We start from the raw sequence: 18,108 nt of genomic DNA, 5'->3' as shown, positions 1-18,108 counted from the left end.
GCCCAGAGGAGTGATGAAAGTGAAAAAAGCCGTCGTGGTATTCAGTGGAGGACAGGACAGCACCACCTGTCTGGTGCAGGCTCTGGCTCTTTATGACGAAGTGCACGCCATCACCTTCGACTATGGCCAGCGCCACCGGGCGGAGATAGAAACCGCGCGCCGGCTGACCGGGGCGCTTGGCATTGCCGCCCACAAGGTTATGGACGTCACCATGCTGGGGGAGCTCGCCATCTCGGCCCTGACCCGGGACGATATCCCGGTGAGCGGTGAGCTGCAGGACAACGGCCTGCCCAATACCTTCGTACCGGGGCGCAACATCCTGTTCCTGACCCTGGCCTCCATTTACGCCTATCAGGTGGGCGCCGAGGCGGTGATCACCGGGGTGTGCGAGACCGATTTCTCCGGCTATCCCGATTGCCGCGACGAGTTCGTCAAGGCGCTCAATCAGGCGGTCTCCCTGGGGCTGGATCGCGCCATTCGCTTCGAGACCCCCCTGATGTGGCTCGACAAGGCCGAGACCTGGGCACTGGCGGATCACTACGGTCACCTGGATACCGTGCGCCACCAGACCCTGACCTGCTATAACGGCATCCAGGGGGATGGCTGCGGGGCTTGTCCTGCCTGCGAGCTGCGCCGACGGGGGCTAGACCTCTATCTGGCCGACCGGGCAGCCATTGCGGCCCGGTTGTACGAGAAAACCGGGCTCGGTGAGAAAAGCGGAAGTTGAGCCTGTGCCGCGCCGGGCTTTGGGGTATAATCCGCGCCTTTTGTAGCCAGTCGTGATCAAGATGCACTATCCAATCAACGAGATCTTCCAGACCATCCAGGGGGAGGGGGTCTTCACCGGCCTGCCCGCCATCTTCGTTCGCCTGCAGGGCTGCCCGGTGGGGTGCCCCTGGTGCGACACCCGCCATACCTGGGTGGTGGATCCCGCCCGTGAGGTCGGGCGTGGTGAGGTGCTGGACAGATCCAACGAATCCGATGGCTGGAGCAAGATGAGCACCCACGACATCCTGGCCAGCTTCGATACCCTGGGATACCGGGCGCGCCACGTGGTGTTAACTGGTGGCGAGCCCTGCCTCTATGATCTGAACGAGCTCTCGTCGGCCCTGGTGGCGTCGGGTTACCAGGTGCAGATCGAGACCAGCGGTACCAGCGAGATCCTGACCCACGAACAGACCTGGGTGACCGTCTCCCCCAAGATCGGCATGAAAGGGGGGTTGCCGGTGCTGGTGTCGGCCCTGGAGCGGGCCAACGAGATCAAGCACCCGGTAGCGACGGAGCGTCACATCGAGGAGCTCGACGCCCTGCTGGCGAGCGCCCGGCTGCGCGAGGATGTGGTGATCGCGCTGCAACCCATCAGCCAGAAACCCAGAGCCACCGAGCTGGCGATGGCGACCTGCATCGCCCGCAACTGGCGGCTCTCCATCCAGACCCATAAATACCTGAATATCGATTGATATGGACGGACTCGGTGATGAGAGGGTATTGCTAACCTTGACGCAGAAGATGCCGTACGGGAAATATCGCGGGCGGCGCATCATCGATATTCCTGAACCCTATCTGGTATGGATGGCGCGCAGCGGCTTTCCTGCCGGCGCCCTTGGCCAGTCATTGGCGCTGGCTTACGAGATAAAACTCAATGGGCTGGAGTCCATGATTATTCCCATTATTAACAGGATGTCAGAATGAGAATATATACGAGACAGGGTGACAAGGGGCTCACGCGTCTGGCCGATGGCACTTCCCTGGCCAAAGATGATCGACGTGTGGAAACTTATGGTGCCATCGACGAGCTGAATTCCCAGATAGGACTCTTGATGGCCGAAATACCCGCCGACGAGACGGTATTATTGGCCGAGCTGATATTGCTGCAGCAAGAGCTGTTTGATCTGGGCGGCGAGCTGGCCTTTTCCAGCGAGGCGCAAGAGGCCAGCCTCTGGCAGGTCAACGAGAGCTGGACCCAGAGACTGGAGCAGCAGATCGATGCCTACAGCGCCCAGCTGCCGGTGTTGCGCAATTTCATTTTGCCGAGCGGATCGCGGGCGGCGGCCCAGGCCCACGTGGTGCGTACCCTGACTCGCCGTTGCGAGCGGCTGCTCCTTGGCCTGAGCCGGGAAGAGCGGGTGAACCCGGCGGTTCTGCCTTACCTTAACCGGCTAAGTGACTGGTTTTTCACGGTCGCCAGATATCTGCTGGTCTCGCAAGCTATCCCTGAGGTGCTCTGGGTCAAGGCCGCCGAACGGCGCTGAAGGGCAGACTCTGGCAATAAAAAACCTCGCCTGGCGAGGTTTTTTATTTGGCGGGGAAGGGCATTCACGCTCAGATGGCAAAGTCTTCCACGGACTTGCCTTCGGCCACGGCCTTGGCAATGACGGAGGGCATGCGACCCTGGCCGGTCCAGGTCTTTTCCACGCCATTATCGAGATAACGATATTTGGCGGGACGGGGGGCGCGTTTGCCTTTGCTGGCCTTGGGGCTGTCGATGGCGGCCGTGGTCACCAATTCAGCCGGATCGATTCCCGCGGCTTTCAGCATTTCGGCGTATTCGGCAATTTTCTTTTGATGTTCTTCGCGGGCCTGGCGTTCGGCAGATTCATCCTGTTGACGCTCAGCGACCACGGCGGAGAGTTTCTCCAATCCCTCTTCCAGCTGTTCCAGCGTCAATTCACGGCAAGTTGCCCGCAGGCTACGGATATTCAACAGTACTTTCAAAAACTCGTTCATATTGGCTACCACGCGAGCAGAATATTATGGAGGGGAAGATGTTTTTCGGTAATTTATAGGGGGGCTTGGCATCAAGTCAAGTCTACCGAAATAATTAATTAGGCTGATAAATTATGAAGCGTAAATATTCTTGAAGATATATTTATCCTGTTGGATGTGTTCATTTCCGAAAGAGCCCCTGATAGACAAAAATGTCGTCAATGGCCATGATGGCGAACCATTTGACTACCATTTCCCCTTGTTTTGCCATAGCTGCCTTGAAATTTAATCAAAAAACTTGCTATCACCCGGTGGCTCGATAAAATGTGCCGCGAATACCTTTAAGTAGAGGCGCGCTGCCTATGACTACTTGTGCGGAGGGTGATGCCGATGATGCACAAGGAAAGGAGTCAGCGCCGAAGTGACCAGGCCATCATTCCGGGTTGCTGGTTCTGCATCTAATAGGTGCAGGACTGCCATAGTCATCCACTATGGAGCGCTACCTGAAGGGGCTGAGGAGTATGACCTCCCCATGGGTTTTGTTTCTTTGATCCTCTCGGTAGATCTCCACCTGTTGTCTTTAGGTGCAAAGAGATCATGGACATCGTTCACTTCGCCGACTCCGGTTGGTCCGTCGTTCCCCCCTTGCTGGCCGTCGCCTTGGCGATCATCACCCGCCGCGTCCTGGTGTCGCTGGGGGTGGGCATAGTCGCAGGCAGCCTGCTGCTGAACCAGTTTTCTCCTCTCGACTCCCTCCATTACATGCTGAACACAGTGCTGAAGATCTTCTGGGTCGACGGTGCGCTCAATCGTGACAACGTCAACATGATCATCTTCATGTTGCTGCTCGGTGGCCTCATCAGCCTGATGAGCGTCTCCGGGGCGACCCGGGCCTTTGCAGAGTGGGCCGAGCGCCGCGCCAAGACCCGCAAGGGGGCCAAGACGCTCACCGGTCTGATGGTGTTTGCCTTCTTCATCGATGACTTCTTCCACAGCCTGTCGGTGGGGGCCATCTGTCGTCCGGTGACCGATCGCTTCCAGATCTCCCGCGCCAAACTGGCCTATCTGCTGGACTCCACCGCCGCACCGGTCTGCGTGCTGATGCCCATCTCCTCCTGGGGGGCCTACATCATCGCCCTGGTGGGGGGCATCATGGCGGCTCACGGTCTGACCGAGCAGAGCCCCATCTCGGCCTTCGTGGAGATGATCCCCATGAATCTCTATGCCGTGTTTACCCTGATCATGGTGCTGGTGGTGATCGCCTTCCAGCTCGATATCGGCCCCATGCGCCAGCACGAGCAGTGGGCCCTGGAGGGCAAGCTGTGGGATGAGTCCAAGGGCCGCCCCATCGGTCTGGACATGGAGAGCCCGGAGGAGAGCAATGGCGGCATGATTGACATGGTGCTGCCGATCCTGACCCTGACCTTGGCTACCGTCTATTTCATGATCGACTCCGGTGCCACCGTGCTGGCCGACAAGGGGCTGCCGTTCAGCGTGCTCGGCTCCTTCGAGAACACCAATGTGGGTTCTTCCCTGGTCTATGGCGCCCTGTGCAGCCTGGTGGTCTCCATCGGCCTGGCCATGCGCCTGAAGCTGGGCGCCAGCAACTGGATGAAGGCCGCGCCTCAGGGGATCATGGCCATGCTGCCGGCCATCAACATCCTGCTGTTTGCCTGGACCATTGGCGCCGTGGTGCGCGACGTGGAGACCGGCAAGTACCTGGCTTCCCTGGCCAACGGCAACCTGCCCGTCGAAGTACTGCCTGCCGTGGTCTTCGTGCTCTCCTGCGCCATGGCGTTTGCCACCGGCACCAGCTGGGGCACCTTTGGTATCATGCTGCCGCTTGCCGGCGACATGGCAGCGGCCAGCGATGCGGCCCTGATGCTGCCCATGCTGGCGGCCGTGCTGGCGGGGTCGGTGTTCGGCGATCACAGCTCGCCCATCTCCAGCACCAGCATACTGTCGGCCACCGGCGCCGGTTGCCATCACATCGATCACGTGATGACGCAGCTTCCCTATGCGCTGGCTGTCGCCTTCGGTGCCGCCCTCGGCTACCTGGTGATGGGGCTGATGCATTCTGTGCTGGCCGGCTTCACCGTCAGTGCGCTCTGGTTCCTGATATTCTCTGGCTACCATTTGCGCAAAACCCGGCAGCATCGCGCGCTGGCCGTCGCATAAGAGCACAAGGGGCCTTCGGGCCCCTTGGTTTTGGCGGGGGCTTTCGTTAGCATGCGCCCCATCATTCCCCTTTCGGAACTCCATCATGGCTTCACTGCACTACAAATTTGCCACCATGAATTCAGGCAAATCGACCCAGCTCATCCAGGCTCATTTCAACTATCTGGAGCGCGGCATGGTTCCGCTGGCCATGACCCCGGCCATCGACGATCGTTTCGGGCTCGGGGTCATCAGTGCCAGGGTAGGGCTGGAGCTGAGGGTGGAAGTGTTCAGCGACACCTGCGATCTGTTCGAGATGGTCAAGGCGCGTCACGCCGAGCGTCACATCGATGTCTTCATCGTGGACGAGGCGCAGTTCCTGACCCGTGAACAGGTCTATCAGCTCGCCCGCATCGTCGATGAGCAGGACATCCCGGTGATCGCCTACGGCCTCAAGACCGATTTTCGTGGCGAACTCTTCCCCGGCTCCTACCACCTGCTCTGCCTGGCCGACAAGTTCGAGGAGCTGAAAAGCATCTGCTGGTGCGGCAACAAGGCCCACATGAACTCTCGCGTCAATGAAGCAGGGCAGGTGATGCGTGATGGCGAGCAGGTGGAGATCGGCGGCAACGATCGCTATGTGTCGCTCTGCCGCAAGCACTATCTGGAGGGGCGGGCTTTCAAGTAACCCGTGGCTGATGTGTGCAACGTGAACAAGAAAGGCGCCAATATGGCGCCTTTCTTGTTTCTGACGGTTCAGTCGATCTCGATATCGACGGGGGCGATGATGGGATCGGCCACCGGCAGGCGGTGGAACAGCTGGCGAAAATGCTGCTGCACCCGGCCTATGTCCACCAGGGACATGCCGGAGGCGAAGCCGATCCAGACGTAGAGGCCGGTGAGATCCCGGAACATGGGGGGCAGGTAGCGGGGAGCATCGATGAGCCCCTCCAGATAGTGCTGGTAGAGCACAGGGATGTCGTCCAGGGTCACCTTGCCGACGAACAGCATGGGCAGGATCTCGGGCACCCCCTCCAGCACGGCGCTACGGATGAAGTTGACCGTCTCCACATAGCCCTTTACATAGGAGAGATCCTTGGTGAAGCAGGCACCACCGGCCACCATGCCACCGCGAAAGACCCGCTGGGTGATCTTGTAGGCATCGTGCTCGCTGGCCCCCTTGTCCACGAAGTGCCGGAACACCTCGATGAAGTCCGCTCCCCGCTCCGCCATGTCGATGGCCATGACCCGATCCGAGATGCGCTTGGCCCTGTCCGGGAAAGAGCTGAAGGTGAGGGTCTCGATGAGCACGGCCAGCCCCTCCTGGCAGGCGGTGATGCGCGGCGAACCGGCGCCGAGCCAGGTGGCGTAGGATTGCTGACGACCGTTCAAGGTGGTGCCCACGTGGACCCAGCCCTCGTGGACCTCCAGCACCTGCAGGTCGAGCTCGGAGAAGCGGGCGTGGGAGTTGAGCTTGATGTAATCCCCCCCGGCGGCGGCATCGGAGACGATGCCATCGCTGAGTTTCACCTGCACGGTGCCGTCGCTGAAGTAACTCGACAGCTTGCCCTGCAGCCTCGCCACCGCAGCGTCCCCCTCGAACTCCTTGGGGTAGGGGCGCACCAGATGGCGGGCGCCGGGCAGGGAGAAGATGTCGCACAGCCTCGCCCCCAGCTCTTTCAGGGTCTTGCGATCCCCGCGCAGGTGATCGCTGGCCGAGCCATAAAGCCGCTGGCTGTAGCGCTGGAAATCCGGTTGCCCGCGCTGGCGCAGCATCTCGATCACCACCATGTACTGATCCACCGTCTCTTGCAGGATCCGCCCCAGATCGTCCTGGGGGCCGAGGCGCCGGCGGATCCGGTCCCTCAGCTCCTTGAGCTCCAGGTATTTGTTGCGGGGATCGAATCCCAGGGGGAGGGCGTGATAGAAGTCTGCGTCGATGGCGGGCAGCGCCCTCCCACCCTTGGCGAGAAAGCCGTCTTGCAGGTGGCGGGGCCATTTGATCGCATCCAGGATGCGGATGGGCTTTTGCAGGGCGAGCAGTTCATCCGAGAGGGATTTCAGGTGCAGGCGATACTTTTCTTGGATGGTCATCTGGCCTTCCATGGAGGCGGGGAGCGACGAGAATGGCTGAGTATAGGCACAGGGATTGGCAAAAAGAAGCGGGACCGCGGCTGATCCGGCCTGTGTGCTTTTGGTTGTCTGAAAATTGGTTTAGACTGCGCCCCTTGATCCCTATAGCGTCGTGGAAATGATGAATATCCCCAGCTCTGAAATGATAATGCGTTGGTTGCAGCAGGCCCGGATCGAGCACTATGTGTGCGATCAGTGCCACGGCATCCACATGGTCTCCCTGCAGTCCGTCGAGGGCATTCAGGAGAGCCGGATCTTCGTCGAAGAGGAAGGGCTGCTGTTTTCATCCGAGCTGGAGGTGCGCCCCTCATCCCTGCTGCCGCTGATGGCCGAGCTGGGGCGTCTCAACATGCAGTATCCCTCTCTCAAGGTGTTCCTCGACATCATCGACGACAACCTGCCGCGCCTCATCGTCGGTCACACCGTCTTTACCCGGGCGGGGCTCAGTGTCGAGCAGTTCCTGCTGTTCGTGGAGAGCACCACGTCTGCCACTCACGAAGTGGTGGCCGAATGCGAGCGTCTGGGCTTCCTGAACCTGCCGGAAATCCAGGTTGCGCCGGAGTCCGTGCACTGATTTGTGCGTTTAATGTGCGAACGGTTCGCTGCGGCCAAAAAGCCGTTGACGGCGGCGGGGCTTTCCCCTACATTACGCCCCGTTCCAGCGCAACGGCGCAGCGGACTCGTGTTGGCTGAATACGTTAAACTGCAGACCAAAATTAGGTGAGGTGACCGAGAGGCTGCCCACCGACGAAGTCGGCAAGATGCACGCGCAGCGTGCTCCGAAAGCCACTTCAAGAAGTAAAAATTTGGTGAGGTGTCCGAGTGGCTGAAGGAGCACGCCTGGAAAGTGTGTATACGGCAACGTATCGAGGGTTCGAATCCCTCCCTCACCGCCAAATAAAGCAAAAGGCCCCGTCTTGCGACGGGGCCTTTTGCTTTATCCGATGATGGGTGGCTCGGTTCGAACCCTGTTCGACAGGCGGGCAGAATAGCCCGCCTGGACGACCAGAGGCCGCCCGCAGGGCGGGCGTCAGGGAGGGGGACAATCCCGACCGGGAAGCTCACTTCAGAAGGGTCCACTCAGGTGGGCCCTTTTCGCATCTCGCTCAGAACTTCGGGAGGGTGAGAACCCTCGCCGGGTTCGTGCAGAGTAGCTGGCTGCGATGAACGGCCGGGGGCCGCCCCGAAGGAGTGAGTCACGCAGTGGTGAATCATTCCTCCCTCACCGCCAGGCTTTACCCTGAAGGGTCTTTTGCTCTCAGCCTTTCCGCCGCCTTGCCCGTTGCTCTCGTTATCGCCTCAGTCTGGAGACATAGGGGATATTCCGGTACTTGTGCTCCCAGGGCAGGCCGTAGCCCACCAGCAGGTCATCGCTCGTCATTTCGTAGGCATAAAACTGCTCGGCGGGGATAGCCACGCGCCCCGGTTTGACAAACAGGGTCGCGATGGACAGCGAGCGTGGCGCGAACGCCTGCAGATGTGCGACCAGCCGCTTCATGGTGCCGCCCGATTCGATGGCGTCGTCCATCAGGATGACGTCTCTGCCACGGATGCCGACATTGTCGTGAAAGACGATGGGGGAGGCATTATGGCGCTCCCCCGGAGTGTGGGGGCAGGAGATATAGTCCATGGCGACATCAAAGCGCAGCGCCCTGACGACATCGGCGGTAAAGAGCATGCCGCCCGGCACCACGGTGATCACCACCGCCTCCGTGAATCGCTCGTTGAGCCGCTTCGCGATGACCTCGACGCCGAGCGCAATGTCCTCGGTTTTCAATACCACGTCGCCGAAAATCGGGTATCTCATGATCCCTCCTGACAGAGTGCTGAAAGAGGGGCCGTCTGCGGTGTCAGTAGGTTGCGCCGGGGCCGCCGGCTGGAGAGTGTGGACAACATGGGGTCTCCTTGAATGACAATCGAAAGAGGGGGCTGTGCCTGGGATCCTCCGAGCGAGGAGGTCATGCTATGATCATATCGTTTAAATATGAACATAAATGATCTTGTTTTTGTTTGTGTGTGTTCATTGTGGCGATATGATGACCGCGGTCAGAATGGATACATCCGAGGTAACAGCATGATCAAACTCATCATCACGGACATGGACGGCACCTTCCTCAATAGCAGGGGGGATTACAACCGAGCCCTGTTCGCCGAGGTGGTGGCCGCCATGGCACAGCAGGGGATACATTTTGCGCCCTGCACGGGAAAACAGGTCGACCGGGTCGAGGAGCTGCTGGGGGCGCAGAGCGCCAATTTCTGGATCCTGGGAGACAGCGCCACCCGCATCAAGCACCAGGGGCGCTACGTCTATCAGTCGCTGCTGGGTAACGCCCTGGGCCAGGCCATCATCCGTCGGTTGGAGCGTCTGCCGGGCGAGCATATCGTCATCGCCTGCACGGCGGCCTGTGCGGCGATCCGGGAGGAGGTGCCGGATCATCTGAAAGCCCTGGTGCGCCGCTCCTACACCCAGGTGCAGACGGTCGCCGATTTTGGCGACATCACCGCGGACTTTGTGAAGATCACCGTCTATGACGAGCAGGGCCGCTGCCTGGAGCTGCGGGGCCAGCTTGACGAGTTTGATGACGAGGCCTACATAGTGGCGTCCGACAAGCAGTGGATAGACATCGCCAATGCCGGCGTGCACAAGGGGACGACGGTGGCCAGGTTGCAGCAGCTGGTTGGCGCCGGTCGCCATGAGACCCTGGTCTTTGGCGACGGGCTCAACGACATCGAGCTGATGGAGTGCGCCGACTTCAGCTTCGCCATGCGCAATGGCCACGACGAGACCAAGGACGCCGCCAATTTCATCACCCGCTCGAACGATGAAGACGCCGTCATGCACACCATCTTGCAACTGCTCGCACTGCAGCGGCAGGGGTCGTGAGACGGGCCGGGCGATGATCGCCCGGCCATTACAAGGGAACACCATGGACAAGTATTCACCGGAGGAGCGACGCCTCCTCATTCTGGATCTGCTGGCCGCGCACCACAAGGTGATGGCGGCGGAGCTGGCGGAGCCGCTGGGCACCACGGAGGCGACTATCAGGCGGGATCTGCGCTATCTGGCCGATGAGGGGCGCTGCAAGCGCATCCACGGTGGCGCCATCTCCCTGTCGCCCCAGACGGGGACCCTGACCGAGCGCAGTACCCAGCATGTGGCACAGAAGCAGGCGCTGGCCGTGGCCGCCCTGAGCCTGGTCAAACCGAACCAGCTGATCTTCCTGGATGCCAGCAGCACCCACCTGCTACTGGCCTCCCTCATGCCGGAGCATCAGGGCCTGACGGTGGTGACCAACAGCCCGGCTATCGCCTGCCGGCTGCTGGAGAGACCCGGCATCAGGACCATCCTCCTCGGTGGCGAGCAGGATCCGCTGGTCGGCGGGGCCGTCGACATCACGGCGGCCGAGACCATCAAAAAGTTCCGCTTCGACCTCGGCTTCCTGGGGGTCTGCGCCTGGTCCTCGGATCTCGGCTTCAGCGCCGTGCATTACCAGGACAGCGAGTTCAAGCGCCGGGTCGCGGAGCGTTCCGGCTCGCTGGCGGTGCTGTGCAATGACGACAAGCTGGAGTCCCTGGCCTCCTACCCCTATCTGCACGCCGCGGATCTCGACTACCTGATCTGCACCCGGCAGGACCCCGCCCTGCTCAAGGCGTTCGAAGGGGAGGGCTGCACCGTCATCACCGCCGGCTGACGCCGGGCCCGGCCTAATCAGAAAGCATCGGCCGTGGATCCCGGGCGCACTGCTCATCAGGATGAGCACGGCACCCGTGGTATTGCCCGGCCGCGTTTCCATGAGTCTGGCGTGATAATCATCACGTTTCCCGCATTTAATTTTCGCCCTTCTCGATTGATTTGGTCCTTTTGTTACACTGCGTGACATCGCTACAAATCAAATTTATATCGACTCAGGGTGAGCGGAAATGTTTAATAATCAATTGGTCTCCACGTTAAATACCTTTGAGTTTAAAGTTTATAACTATGTGATGAAACATCATCAGATGGTTATTTACATGACGATCAGGGAGCTGGCCGAAGCGAGCGATGTGTCAACAGCCACCATATTGCGCTTTTGCAAGAAAATGAATTGCAGTGGCTATGCGGAATTAAAAGCCTATCTCAAGATGAATGCCGAGAAGCGCAGTCAAATATCCGTTCCCCACGGTGCCAACGAGTTTCTCGCATTTTTCAAGAGCATCAACAACGAGGAGTTCGATGCCCTGATCCTGAATGCGGCGGAGCAGATCGCCGGTGCCGAGCGGGTGATCTTCGTGGGGGCCGGCACCTCGGGCACGCTCGGGCGTTACGGGGCGCGCTTCTTCTCCAACATCGGCAAGTTCAGCAACCACATCGACGATCCCTACTACCCGGTCAACACCGACATGTACAAGCAGGCGGTGGCGATCGTGCTCTCGGTCTCGGGAGAGACGACGGAGATCATCAAGCTGGCGGAGCAATTCCTGCTGCATCACTGCAAGGTCATCACCATCACCAGCGACAATAAATCCACATTGGCACAGATGGCGGATTTCAATATTTCATATCATGCGGCGAGAGTGGTGGTCGACAATGAATATGATATTACTACCCAGGTGCCGGTGATTTATATTATCGAATCCATTGGTCGCCAATTGGCAAAAACAATCAGCGCCGAGTTGTCACAGGGCGTGTCTTTTCCGTAACAAGTGACATCGTTGGGGATTTGTTATGCCGTGACAAGGTGAAATGCTTTCCCTACCATCCATTATCGAAATTTGCATAACGTCGATATTAATTAATTCATGGCAGGGAAGAATAACTATGGCAATTAACTATGCGGATTCGGCGAAACAGATCGTCGAATTAATCGGTGGTGATGACAACGTGGTGAGCGTCACCCATTGCGCCACGCGCCTGCGGTTCGTCCTCAAAGAGACGGGGCGGGTCGACAAGGAGGTGCTGAAACGGGTGAAGGGGGTCATCACCGTCATCGAATCCAGCGGCCAGTTGCAGGTGGTGATCGGCAATCACGTCGGGGATGCCTACCGGGAGGTGCTGCGTCTGGTGCAGATCGACGAGGGCGCCGCGGTCAGCGCCCCCAGGGTAGGGCTCGTCAACCACCTGATGGACATCATCTCCAGCATCTTCGCCCCTTCCTCTATCCGTTGGCCGCCTGCGGCGTGTTGCAGGGGCTCATCTCCTTCTTCGCCGCCATCGGCTGGATGGACGCAGGCAGCGGGACCTTCCGCATTCTCAACTTCGTCTCCTGGACCGGGTTCACCTTCCTGCCGGTGATGGTGGCCTTCACCGCCGCCAGGAAGTTCAACGTCAACCCCTTCACCGCGGTCATCGCGGCCTGTGCCCTGGTCTCGCCTGACTACATGAACATGCTGACCGCGAACAAGATCGTTCTGGCGAACTCCGCGGATCCGGCGGTCCAGGCGCTGATGCAGTCGGCCATGGAGAACCCGGCCATCAACGAGGCCATCGTCAACCTGACGGGGATCCCCCTCAACAGTGCGCCGCTCACCTTCTTCGGCCTGCCGGTACAATATCTGAGCTACACCGCGGCGGTGATCCCCATCATCCTGATGGTGTGGGCCATGTCGTATGTGCAGCGTTTCTTCGAGCGGATCCTGCCCGTGGTGGTGCGCAACCTCTTCACCCCCATGTTTTGCCTCGCCATCATGGTGCCGCTGACCCTGCTCGCGTTCGGCCCCATCGGCAACCTGATCGGTGGCGCCATCGGCGGCATCTACAACACCCTCTATCACCTGAGCCCCGCCATCGCCGGGTTCGTGGTCGGCGCAGTCTGGACACCGCTGGTGACCCTGGGCGTGCATTGGGGCATCACCCCGGTCACCGTCGGCAACTACGCCACCTTGGGCTATGATACCTTCACCGGGCTGCAGGCCTCCGCCGTGTTTGGTATCGCCGGGGCCGTGTTCGGGGTCTATCTCAAGGCGAAAGACGCCGAGCTCAAGAGCGTCACCCTCTCGGCCGGCGTGACCGCCCTGTTTGGCATCACCGAGCCCGCCATCTACGGGGTCGCACTGCGCTTCAAGCGCCCCCTCATCTGCGGTTGCCTGGCAGGCGCCCTGGGCGGCACGGTGGCGGGGGCCTTCAATGCGGTCTCCTGGAGTTACTGCATCCCCGGCATCGCCGTGCTGCCGGTCTTCTTCAAGGAGGGCCACATGGCGCAGTTCCTGGGCTTCCTGCTCTCCATCGGCGTCGCCTTTACCCTCGGCGTCATCTTCTCCTGGCTGGCGGGCTTTCAGACCGATGCCGAGGTGATCCAGCCCCAGCCACTGACATCCAAAGCCGTTTAAGGAGCGACAAGTCATGAAGAACGCATTGCCGAAAGATTTTATGTGGGGCGGGGCGGTTGCCGCCCATCAGGTCGAAGGGGGCTGGGATCAGGGGGGCAAGGGGATGAGCATCGTCGACGTGCTCACCAGCGGCGCCCACGGGGTGGAGCGCATCATCACCGACAAGATTGAAGAAGGCCATCGCTACGCCAACCACCAGGCGGTGGACTTCTACCACCGCTATCGGGACGATATCGCGCTCTTTGCCGAGATGGGCTTCAAGTGTTTTCGTACCTCCATCGCCTGGTCGCGCATCTTCCCGTTGGGGGACGAGCTGGAACCGAACGAGGAGGGACTGCGCTTCTATGACGATATGTTTGACGAGTTGCTGCGCCATGGCATCGAGCCCGTCATCACCCTCTCTCACTTCGAGATGCCCAACCACCTGGTGACGGCATACGGAGGCTGGAAGAGCCGCAAGCTGGTGGACTTCTTCGTGCGCTTCAGCGAGGTGGTGCTGCGCCGCTACCAGCACAAGGTCAAATACTGGATGACCTTCAACGAGATCAACAACCAGCGCAACTGGAAGGTCCCCCTGTTCGGCTACTGCTGCTCCGGGGTCATCTATCCCCAGGAGCCGAACCCGGAGGAGTGCATGTACCAGGTGCTGCACCACCAGTTCGTGGCGAGCGCCAGGGTGGTCAGCCTGGGCCATGCCATCAATCCGGACTTGCAGATCGGTTGCATGCTGGCCATGGTGCCGCTCTATCCTTACTCCTGCCACCCGGACGACGTCATGTATGCCGAGATCGCCATGCGCGAGCGCTTCCTGTTCGGGGATGTGCACATGCGCGGCCATTACCCCGCCTATATCCGCAGGGAATGGCAACGCAAGGGCTACCGGATCGCGATGGAGCCGGAGGACGAAGAGATACTGCGGGCGGGCTGCGCCGACTACATCGGGCTCAGCTACTACATGAGCAACGCGGTGCGGGCCCTGGGGGCCGGCACGGGCACCGCCCTGTCGGGCTTCGAGGGCAGCGTGCCCAATCCCCATGTGAAGGCGTCAGAGTGGGGCTGGCAGATAGACCCCGTAGGGCTGCGCTACACCCTGAACCAGCTCTACGGGCGCTACGAGAAACCGCTCTTCATCGTCGAGAACGGCTTCGGGGCGCGGGACGTCAAGAATGAGCAGGGCGAGATCGACGATAACTACCGCATCGCCTATCTACGAGCCCACATCGAGCAGATGAAGCTCGCCATCGTCGAGGACGGGGTGGAGGTGATGGGCTACACCCCCTGGGGGTGCCTGGACTGTGTCTCCTTTACCACGGGGGAGTACAGCAAGCGCTATGGCTTCATCCACGTGGACAGGCATGACGATGGTAGCGGCAGCTTCGCCCGCACCAGAAAGCGCAGCTTCGACTGGTATCGGCAGGTCATCGCCAGCAACGGCGAGACGCTCTGACCCGGCAGACCGAGTCGAGCTGGCCTGACAGGCCACGGTCATCGCAGCCTCCATCACGGCGTAGGAACCTGATGGAGGCTTTTTATTGGCGCGTTGTGTGGAAGGGAGAGGGGCCGGTCCTGGTCGTGAGGGGGCTGGTGAAGGGAGCTCTATCGCCGCGAGAAGAGGGGAAAGAGGTAGGGAGCAGGAGGCGATCCATAAAAAATGCCCCGTTCCCGGGGCGTCGGGAACGGGGCGTCTGTCAGCGTCCTCAGGCGAGGTCGAAGCGATCCAGGTTCATCACCTTGGTCCAGGCCGTCACGAAGTCCTTCACGAACTTCTCCTTGGCATCCCCACTGGCGTACACCTCGGCCAGGGCGCGCAGTTGAGAGTTGGATCCGAACACGAGATCGACCCGGGAGCCGGTCCACTTGACCTTGCCGCTCTGGCGATCGCTGCCTTCATAGACACCCGGGCTGCCCGCCGCCGGCTTCCACTCCGTGCCCATGTCGAGCAGGTTGACGAAGAAGTCGTTGGAGAGGGTGCCCGGGGTGGCGGTAAAGACCCCGTGGCAGTTGCCCGCGTTGGTGCCGAGCACCCGCATGCCACCCACCAGTACCGTCATCTCCGGCGCGCTCAGGGTGAGCAGTTGCGCCTTGTCGATCAGCATGGCCTCTGCGAAGCCCGCGCACTCGCCCGCGTAGTTGCGGAACCCGTCGGCAAGGGGCTCGAGCACGGCGAAGGAATCGACATCCGTCTGGGCCTGGGAGGCATCCATCCGGCCGGGGGAGAAAGGCACCGTCACAGCGACACCGGCCAGCTTGGCGGCCTGCTCGACCCCCACGCCACCCGCCAGCACGATGAGGTCGGCGAGGGATACCCGCTTGCCACCGGTGGCCGAGGCGTTGAAGGCCTGCTGGATCCCGTCGAGGGCCTGCAGCACCTTGGCGAGCTGGGCCGGCTGGTTGACGGCCCAATCCTTTTGCGGGGCGAGGCGGATGCGGGCACCGTTGGCGCCGCCACGCTTGTCGGAGCCGCGGAAGGTGGAGGCAGAGGCCCAGGCGGTCGACACCAGCTCGGCCACGGACAGGGAGGCCGCCAGGATCTTCTCCTTGAGCATGGCCACGTCCTTGTCATCGATCAGGGGATGATTGACTGCGGGGATGGGGTCTTGCCAGATCAGCTCCTCTTTGGGCACTTCCGGCCCCAGGTAGCGGGCGATGGGTCCCATGTCACGGTGAGTCAGCTTGAACCAGGCACGGGCGAAGGCATCGGCGAAGGCCTGCGGATCCTCGTAGAAGTGGCGGGAGATCTTGCCGAACTCGGGGTCGAAGCGCAGGGTCAGGTCGGTGGTGAGCATGGTCGGCTTGTGGAACTTGCCCGGGATGTGCGCATCGGGAATGATCTCGGGCGCATCCTTGGCCACCCACTGCTTGGCGCCGGCCGGCGACTTGGTCAGTTCCCACTCGTACTTGAACAGGTTCTCGAAGAAGTTGTTGCTCCACAGGGCCGGGGTCTTGGTCCAGGTCACCTCGAGGCCGCTCGAGACGGTGTCCTTGCCGTGGCCGCTGCCGTAATTGCTCATCCAGCCGAGCCCCTGGGCCTCCAGGGGGGCGGCTTCCGGCTCGGGTCCCTTGTGGGATTCTGGTGCGGCGCCGTGGGCCTTGCCGAAGGTGTGGCCGCCCGCGATAAGGGCCACCGTCTCTTCATCGTTCATCGCCATGCGACCGAAGGTGGAGCGGATGTCCTTGGCCGCCTCCATATAGTCGCCGCTGGCGTTCGGTCCTTCCGGGTTGACGTAGATGAGACCCATGTGGGTGGCGCCGAAGGGGGCGGTGAGCTCGCGGTCCCCCTTGACCCGATCCGGGTCGACCCCGAGCCAGGCGATTTCATCCCCCCAGTTCACGTCCTGATCCGGCTCCCACACGTCCGGGCGACCACCGCCGAACCCGAAGGTGCGGAATCCCATGCTCTCCAGGGCGACGTTGCCGGCGAGGATCAAGAGATCGGCCCAGGAGATCTTGTTGCCGTACTTCTGCTTGATGGGCCAGAGCAGGCGGCGCGACTTGTCGATGTTGACGTTGTCCGGCCAGCTGTTAAGCGGGGCGAAGCGCTGCTGACCGCGACCGCCGCCACCACGGCCGTCTGTGGTGCGATAGGTGCCCGCGGCATGCCAGGTCATGCGGATGAACTGGGGGCCGTAGTGGCCGAAGTCCGCCGGCCACCACTCCTGGGAATCTGTCATCAGTTTGACCAGGTCTTTCTTGAGGGCCTGATAGTCGAGGCTCGCGAAGGCCTTGGCGTAGTCGAAATCCTTGCCCATGGGATCGGAGCTGGTGGAATGCTGGTGCAGCAGATCCAGCCGCAACTGGTTCGGCCACCAATCACGATTGGTTCTGCCGACGCCGGCGGTGTGGTTGAAGGGGCATTTGCTTTCTTCACTCATCTCGGTCTCTCCTTGGAGGGCATCTACATTGCTGACAACTTAGTATGGAAACATTTCCACCGGACGGTGGGGTACCATGAGGCTGTTTTCCTCTCGCCACGACGGGTGGATTTTCAATTACTCCTTGCTTTTCAATTAATTGATTGAATTTGATGGGAATGGATTACGAAAAGATGAATCACGGCCATCGAGTTTGGCGATCTGCCGTGACCCTGTTTCGGCGGGATCTGGGATCTTATTGATTTATTTATCTATATCATGGGCGCCAGCCCCGAAATTTGCGCTGTGTCATGGCATGCCGGGATCACGGGCTCTGGCTGGTGCTTTCGTCCATTTCTGTGACCCAGGCACTTGAGCCGCATCACCCGGCCTGACGACGGTATAAAGCGTAGAGGGATAATGGATAAAAGTGGGGAAAGGGGCCAAGACGGGCAGATTGCGCCTCCAGGAGGCGCCCCCAGAGAGTGAGAGATAGGGGAGCAAAGAGATAAAGAGGGGGGAAGAGAAATAGGAAAAAGGGAGAAGAGCGTAAAAACAAAAAGACCGGCACTGGGCCGGTCAAGGCGACACCGCAGTGTCGCATCATCAGGTTGTGGGCAACCTGGGGGAATAATGGGGTGGCTGATGGGGCTCGAACCCACGACAACCGGAATCACAATCCGGGACTCTACCAACTGAGCTACAGCCACCACTGAAATCTGCCGTCAATGTGCGCTTATTATAACGCCGCGACATTGATGGCGCGCCCTGCAGGATTCGAACCTGCGACCCACGGCTTAGAAGGCCGTTGCTCTATCCGACTGAGCTAAGGGCGCGTTGTATCAAGAAATCCGGAGGACTTCCCGATGAACCTGGTCGGTGATAAAGGATTCGAACCTTTGACCCTCTGGTCCCAAACCAGATGCGCTACCGGGCTGCGCTAATCACCGAAAAT

At 60.6% G+C, this 18,108-nt stretch carries 17 protein-coding genes, 4 tRNA genes, 1 other RNA gene and 1 riboswitch; of the genes, 15 read left to right on the top strand and 7 right to left on the bottom strand.

Annotated elements, in window-relative coordinates:
- Nucleotides 1-19 precede the first annotated feature (19 nt).
- The 4 genes from queC (at nucleotide 20) to BN1136_RS16200 (ending at nucleotide 2,252) form a co-directional block, all read left to right on the top strand.
- Complete coding sequence (gene queC, locus BN1136_RS16215; RefSeq protein ID WP_043760164.1) at nucleotides 20-727, top strand: 7-cyano-7-deazaguanine synthase QueC; 708 nt, start codon at nucleotides 20-22, stop codon at nucleotides 725-727.
- Nucleotides 728-788: 61 nt separating this feature from the next.
- Nucleotides 789-1,460, top strand: a complete 672-nt coding sequence (queE, locus tag BN1136_RS16210) for a 7-carboxy-7-deazaguanine synthase QueE (protein ID WP_043760166.1) — start codon at nucleotides 789-791, stop codon at nucleotides 1,458-1,460.
- 1 nt (nucleotide 1,461) lies between these two features.
- Nucleotides 1,462-1,692 carry a DUF3820 family protein gene (locus tag BN1136_RS16205; RefSeq protein ID WP_043760020.1) on the top strand — a complete coding sequence of 77 codons (231 nt, stop codon included), beginning with the start codon at nucleotides 1,462-1,464 and terminating at the stop codon, nucleotides 1,690-1,692.
- Nucleotides 1,689-2,252, top strand: a complete 564-nt coding sequence (locus BN1136_RS16200) for a cob(I)yrinic acid a,c-diamide adenosyltransferase (protein ID WP_043760022.1) — start codon at nucleotides 1,689-1,691, stop codon at nucleotides 2,250-2,252. Before BN1136_RS16205 ends, BN1136_RS16200 begins: the two co-directional genes overlap by 4 nt.
- A gap of 70 nt (nucleotides 2,253-2,322) precedes the next feature.
- Here BN1136_RS16200 and BN1136_RS16195 read toward each other — a convergent pair whose 3' ends face one another.
- The gene (locus BN1136_RS16195; protein WP_043760023.1) at nucleotides 2,323-2,727 is read right to left on the bottom strand and encodes an H-NS family histone-like protein; all 405 of its coding nucleotides are present in this window, start codon (nucleotides 2,725-2,727) and stop codon (nucleotides 2,323-2,325) included.
- 317 nt (nucleotides 2,728-3,044) lie between these two features.
- Nucleotides 3,045-3,216: riboswitch (Lysine riboswitch) on the top strand.
- Nucleotides 3,217-3,303: 87 nt separating this feature from the next.
- Between BN1136_RS16195 and BN1136_RS16190 the strand changes: the two genes are divergently transcribed.
- Entirely contained in the window at nucleotides 3,304-4,884 is a 1,581-nt protein-coding gene (locus tag BN1136_RS16190; protein ID WP_043760024.1) for a Na+/H+ antiporter NhaC family protein, read from the top strand.
- A gap of 85 nt (nucleotides 4,885-4,969) precedes the next feature.
- Entirely contained in the window at nucleotides 4,970-5,551 is a 582-nt protein-coding gene (locus BN1136_RS16185; protein ID WP_043760026.1) for a thymidine kinase, read from the top strand.
- Between the two features lie 68 nt (nucleotides 5,552-5,619).
- Here the strand turns inward: BN1136_RS16185 and BN1136_RS16180 are convergent, their stop codons facing one another.
- A complete protein-coding gene (locus tag BN1136_RS16180; protein WP_043760027.1) occupies nucleotides 5,620-6,957 on the bottom strand; it encodes a flavohemoglobin expression-modulating QEGLA motif protein in 1,338 nt (445 codons plus the stop codon).
- Nucleotides 6,958-7,114: 157 nt separating this feature from the next.
- Here BN1136_RS16180 and BN1136_RS16175 point away from each other — a divergent pair, with 157 nt between their 5' ends.
- The 3 genes from BN1136_RS16175 (at nucleotide 7,115) to BN1136_RS20010 (ending at nucleotide 8,227) form a co-directional block, all read left to right on the top strand.
- On the top strand, nucleotides 7,115-7,570 hold the full coding sequence (locus BN1136_RS16175; protein ID WP_197068463.1) for a type III secretion system chaperone family protein: 456 nt from the start codon (nucleotides 7,115-7,117) through the stop codon (nucleotides 7,568-7,570).
- Nucleotides 7,571-7,804: 234 nt separating this feature from the next.
- A tRNA-Ser gene (locus BN1136_RS16170) sits at nucleotides 7,805-7,892 on the top strand.
- Between the two features lie 206 nt (nucleotides 7,893-8,098).
- A non-coding RNA gene (locus tag BN1136_RS20010) (RtT sRNA) lies at nucleotides 8,099-8,227 on the top strand.
- A 60-nt stretch (nucleotides 8,228-8,287) separates the two neighbouring features.
- Here BN1136_RS20010 and BN1136_RS16165 read toward each other — a convergent pair.
- Nucleotides 8,288-8,803 carry a phosphoribosyltransferase gene (locus BN1136_RS16165; RefSeq protein WP_043760030.1) on the bottom strand — a complete coding sequence of 172 codons (516 nt, stop codon included), beginning with the start codon at nucleotides 8,801-8,803 and terminating at the stop codon, nucleotides 8,288-8,290.
- Nucleotides 8,804-9,070: 267 nt separating this feature from the next.
- Between BN1136_RS16165 and BN1136_RS16160 the strand changes: the two genes are divergently transcribed.
- The 6 genes from BN1136_RS16160 (at nucleotide 9,071) to BN1136_RS16140 (ending at nucleotide 14,749) form a co-directional block, all read left to right on the top strand.
- On the top strand, nucleotides 9,071-9,880 hold the full coding sequence (locus BN1136_RS16160; RefSeq protein ID WP_043760032.1) for an HAD family hydrolase: 810 nt from the start codon (nucleotides 9,071-9,073) through the stop codon (nucleotides 9,878-9,880).
- Nucleotides 9,881-9,923: 43 nt separating this feature from the next.
- The gene (locus BN1136_RS16155; protein WP_043760034.1) at nucleotides 9,924-10,688 is read left to right on the top strand and encodes a DeoR/GlpR family DNA-binding transcription regulator; all 765 of its coding nucleotides are present in this window, start codon (nucleotides 9,924-9,926) and stop codon (nucleotides 10,686-10,688) included.
- Between the two features lie 229 nt (nucleotides 10,689-10,917).
- Nucleotides 10,918-11,676 (top strand): MurR/RpiR family transcriptional regulator, encoded by a 759-nt coding sequence (locus tag BN1136_RS16150; protein WP_043760036.1) that lies wholly within the window; start codon nucleotides 10,918-10,920, stop codon nucleotides 11,674-11,676.
- A 118-nt stretch (nucleotides 11,677-11,794) separates the two neighbouring features.
- Nucleotides 11,795-12,268: a PTS transporter subunit EIIB gene (locus BN1136_RS20440; protein WP_197068462.1), complete on the top strand. Its 474-nt coding sequence runs from the start codon at nucleotides 11,795-11,797 to the stop codon at nucleotides 12,266-12,268.
- A complete protein-coding gene (locus tag BN1136_RS16145; RefSeq protein ID WP_197068461.1) occupies nucleotides 12,154-13,302 on the top strand; it encodes a PTS transporter subunit EIIC in 1,149 nt (382 codons plus the stop codon). Before BN1136_RS20440 ends, BN1136_RS16145 begins: the two co-directional genes overlap by 115 nt.
- A 13-nt stretch (nucleotides 13,303-13,315) precedes the next feature.
- On the top strand, nucleotides 13,316-14,749 hold the full coding sequence (locus tag BN1136_RS16140) for a 6-phospho-beta-glucosidase (protein ID WP_043760038.1): 1,434 nt from the start codon (nucleotides 13,316-13,318) through the stop codon (nucleotides 14,747-14,749).
- A gap of 250 nt (nucleotides 14,750-14,999) precedes the next feature.
- Here BN1136_RS16140 and katG read toward each other — a convergent pair whose 3' ends face one another.
- The 4 genes from katG to BN1136_RS16120 all read right to left on the bottom strand — a co-directional run bounded on the left by katG (nucleotide 15,000) and on the right by BN1136_RS16120 (nucleotide 18,103).
- Nucleotides 15,000-17,174: a catalase/peroxidase HPI gene (gene katG, locus BN1136_RS16135; RefSeq protein WP_043760041.1), complete on the bottom strand. Its 2,175-nt coding sequence runs from the start codon at nucleotides 17,172-17,174 to the stop codon at nucleotides 15,000-15,002.
- 613 nt (nucleotides 17,175-17,787) lie between these two features.
- A tRNA-His gene (locus BN1136_RS16130) sits at nucleotides 17,788-17,863 on the bottom strand.
- Between the two features lie 49 nt (nucleotides 17,864-17,912).
- Nucleotides 17,913-17,989: transfer RNA gene (locus BN1136_RS16125), tRNA-Arg, on the bottom strand.
- 37 nt (nucleotides 17,990-18,026) lie between these two features.
- A tRNA-Pro gene (locus tag BN1136_RS16120) sits at nucleotides 18,027-18,103 on the bottom strand.
- Nucleotides 18,104-18,108 lie beyond the last annotated feature (5 nt).

Origin of the sequence: Aeromonas taiwanensis (assembly GCF_000820165.1) — a bacterium.
GTDB classification, from domain to species: domain Bacteria; phylum Pseudomonadota; class Gammaproteobacteria; order Enterobacterales; family Aeromonadaceae; genus Aeromonas; species Aeromonas taiwanensis.
This window is presented reverse-complemented; position numbering and strand designations above follow the sequence as displayed.

What these genes read in the sequence shown, in the direction of transcription:
- queE (WP_043760166.1), top strand. Translation starts at nt 789, where the DNA reads ATGCACTATCCAATCAACGAGATCTTCCAGACCATCCAGGGGGAGGGG.
- BN1136_RS16205 (WP_043760020.1), top strand. Translation starts at nt 1,462, where the DNA reads ATGGACGGACTCGGTGATGAGAGGGTATTGCTAACCTTGACGCAGAAG.
- BN1136_RS16200 (WP_043760022.1), top strand. Translation starts at nt 1,689, where the DNA reads ATGAGAATATATACGAGACAGGGTGACAAGGGGCTCACGCGTCTGGCC.
- BN1136_RS16195 (WP_043760023.1), bottom strand. Translation starts at nt 2,727, where the DNA reads ATGAACGAGTTTTTGAAAGTACTGTTGAATATCCGTAGCCTGCGGGCA.
- BN1136_RS16190 (WP_043760024.1), top strand. Translation starts at nt 3,304, where the DNA reads ATGGACATCGTTCACTTCGCCGACTCCGGTTGGTCCGTCGTTCCCCCC.
- BN1136_RS16185 (WP_043760026.1), top strand. Translation starts at nt 4,970, where the DNA reads ATGGCTTCACTGCACTACAAATTTGCCACCATGAATTCAGGCAAATCG.
- BN1136_RS16180 (WP_043760027.1), bottom strand. Translation starts at nt 6,957, where the DNA reads ATGACCATCCAAGAAAAGTATCGCCTGCACCTGAAATCCCTCTCGGAT.
- BN1136_RS16175 (WP_197068463.1), top strand. Translation starts at nt 7,115, where the DNA reads ATGATGAATATCCCCAGCTCTGAAATGATAATGCGTTGGTTGCAGCAG.
- BN1136_RS16165 (WP_043760030.1), bottom strand. Translation starts at nt 8,803, where the DNA reads ATGAGATACCCGATTTTCGGCGACGTGGTATTGAAAACCGAGGACATT.
- BN1136_RS16160 (WP_043760032.1), top strand. Translation starts at nt 9,071, where the DNA reads ATGATCAAACTCATCATCACGGACATGGACGGCACCTTCCTCAATAGC.
- BN1136_RS16155 (WP_043760034.1), top strand. Translation starts at nt 9,924, where the DNA reads ATGGACAAGTATTCACCGGAGGAGCGACGCCTCCTCATTCTGGATCTG.
- BN1136_RS16150 (WP_043760036.1), top strand. Translation starts at nt 10,918, where the DNA reads ATGTTTAATAATCAATTGGTCTCCACGTTAAATACCTTTGAGTTTAAA.
- BN1136_RS20440 (WP_197068462.1), top strand. Translation starts at nt 11,795, where the DNA reads ATGGCAATTAACTATGCGGATTCGGCGAAACAGATCGTCGAATTAATC.
- BN1136_RS16140 (WP_043760038.1), top strand. Translation starts at nt 13,316, where the DNA reads ATGAAGAACGCATTGCCGAAAGATTTTATGTGGGGCGGGGCGGTTGCC.
- katG (WP_043760041.1), bottom strand. Translation starts at nt 17,174, where the DNA reads ATGAGTGAAGAAAGCAAATGCCCCTTCAACCACACCGCCGGCGTCGGC.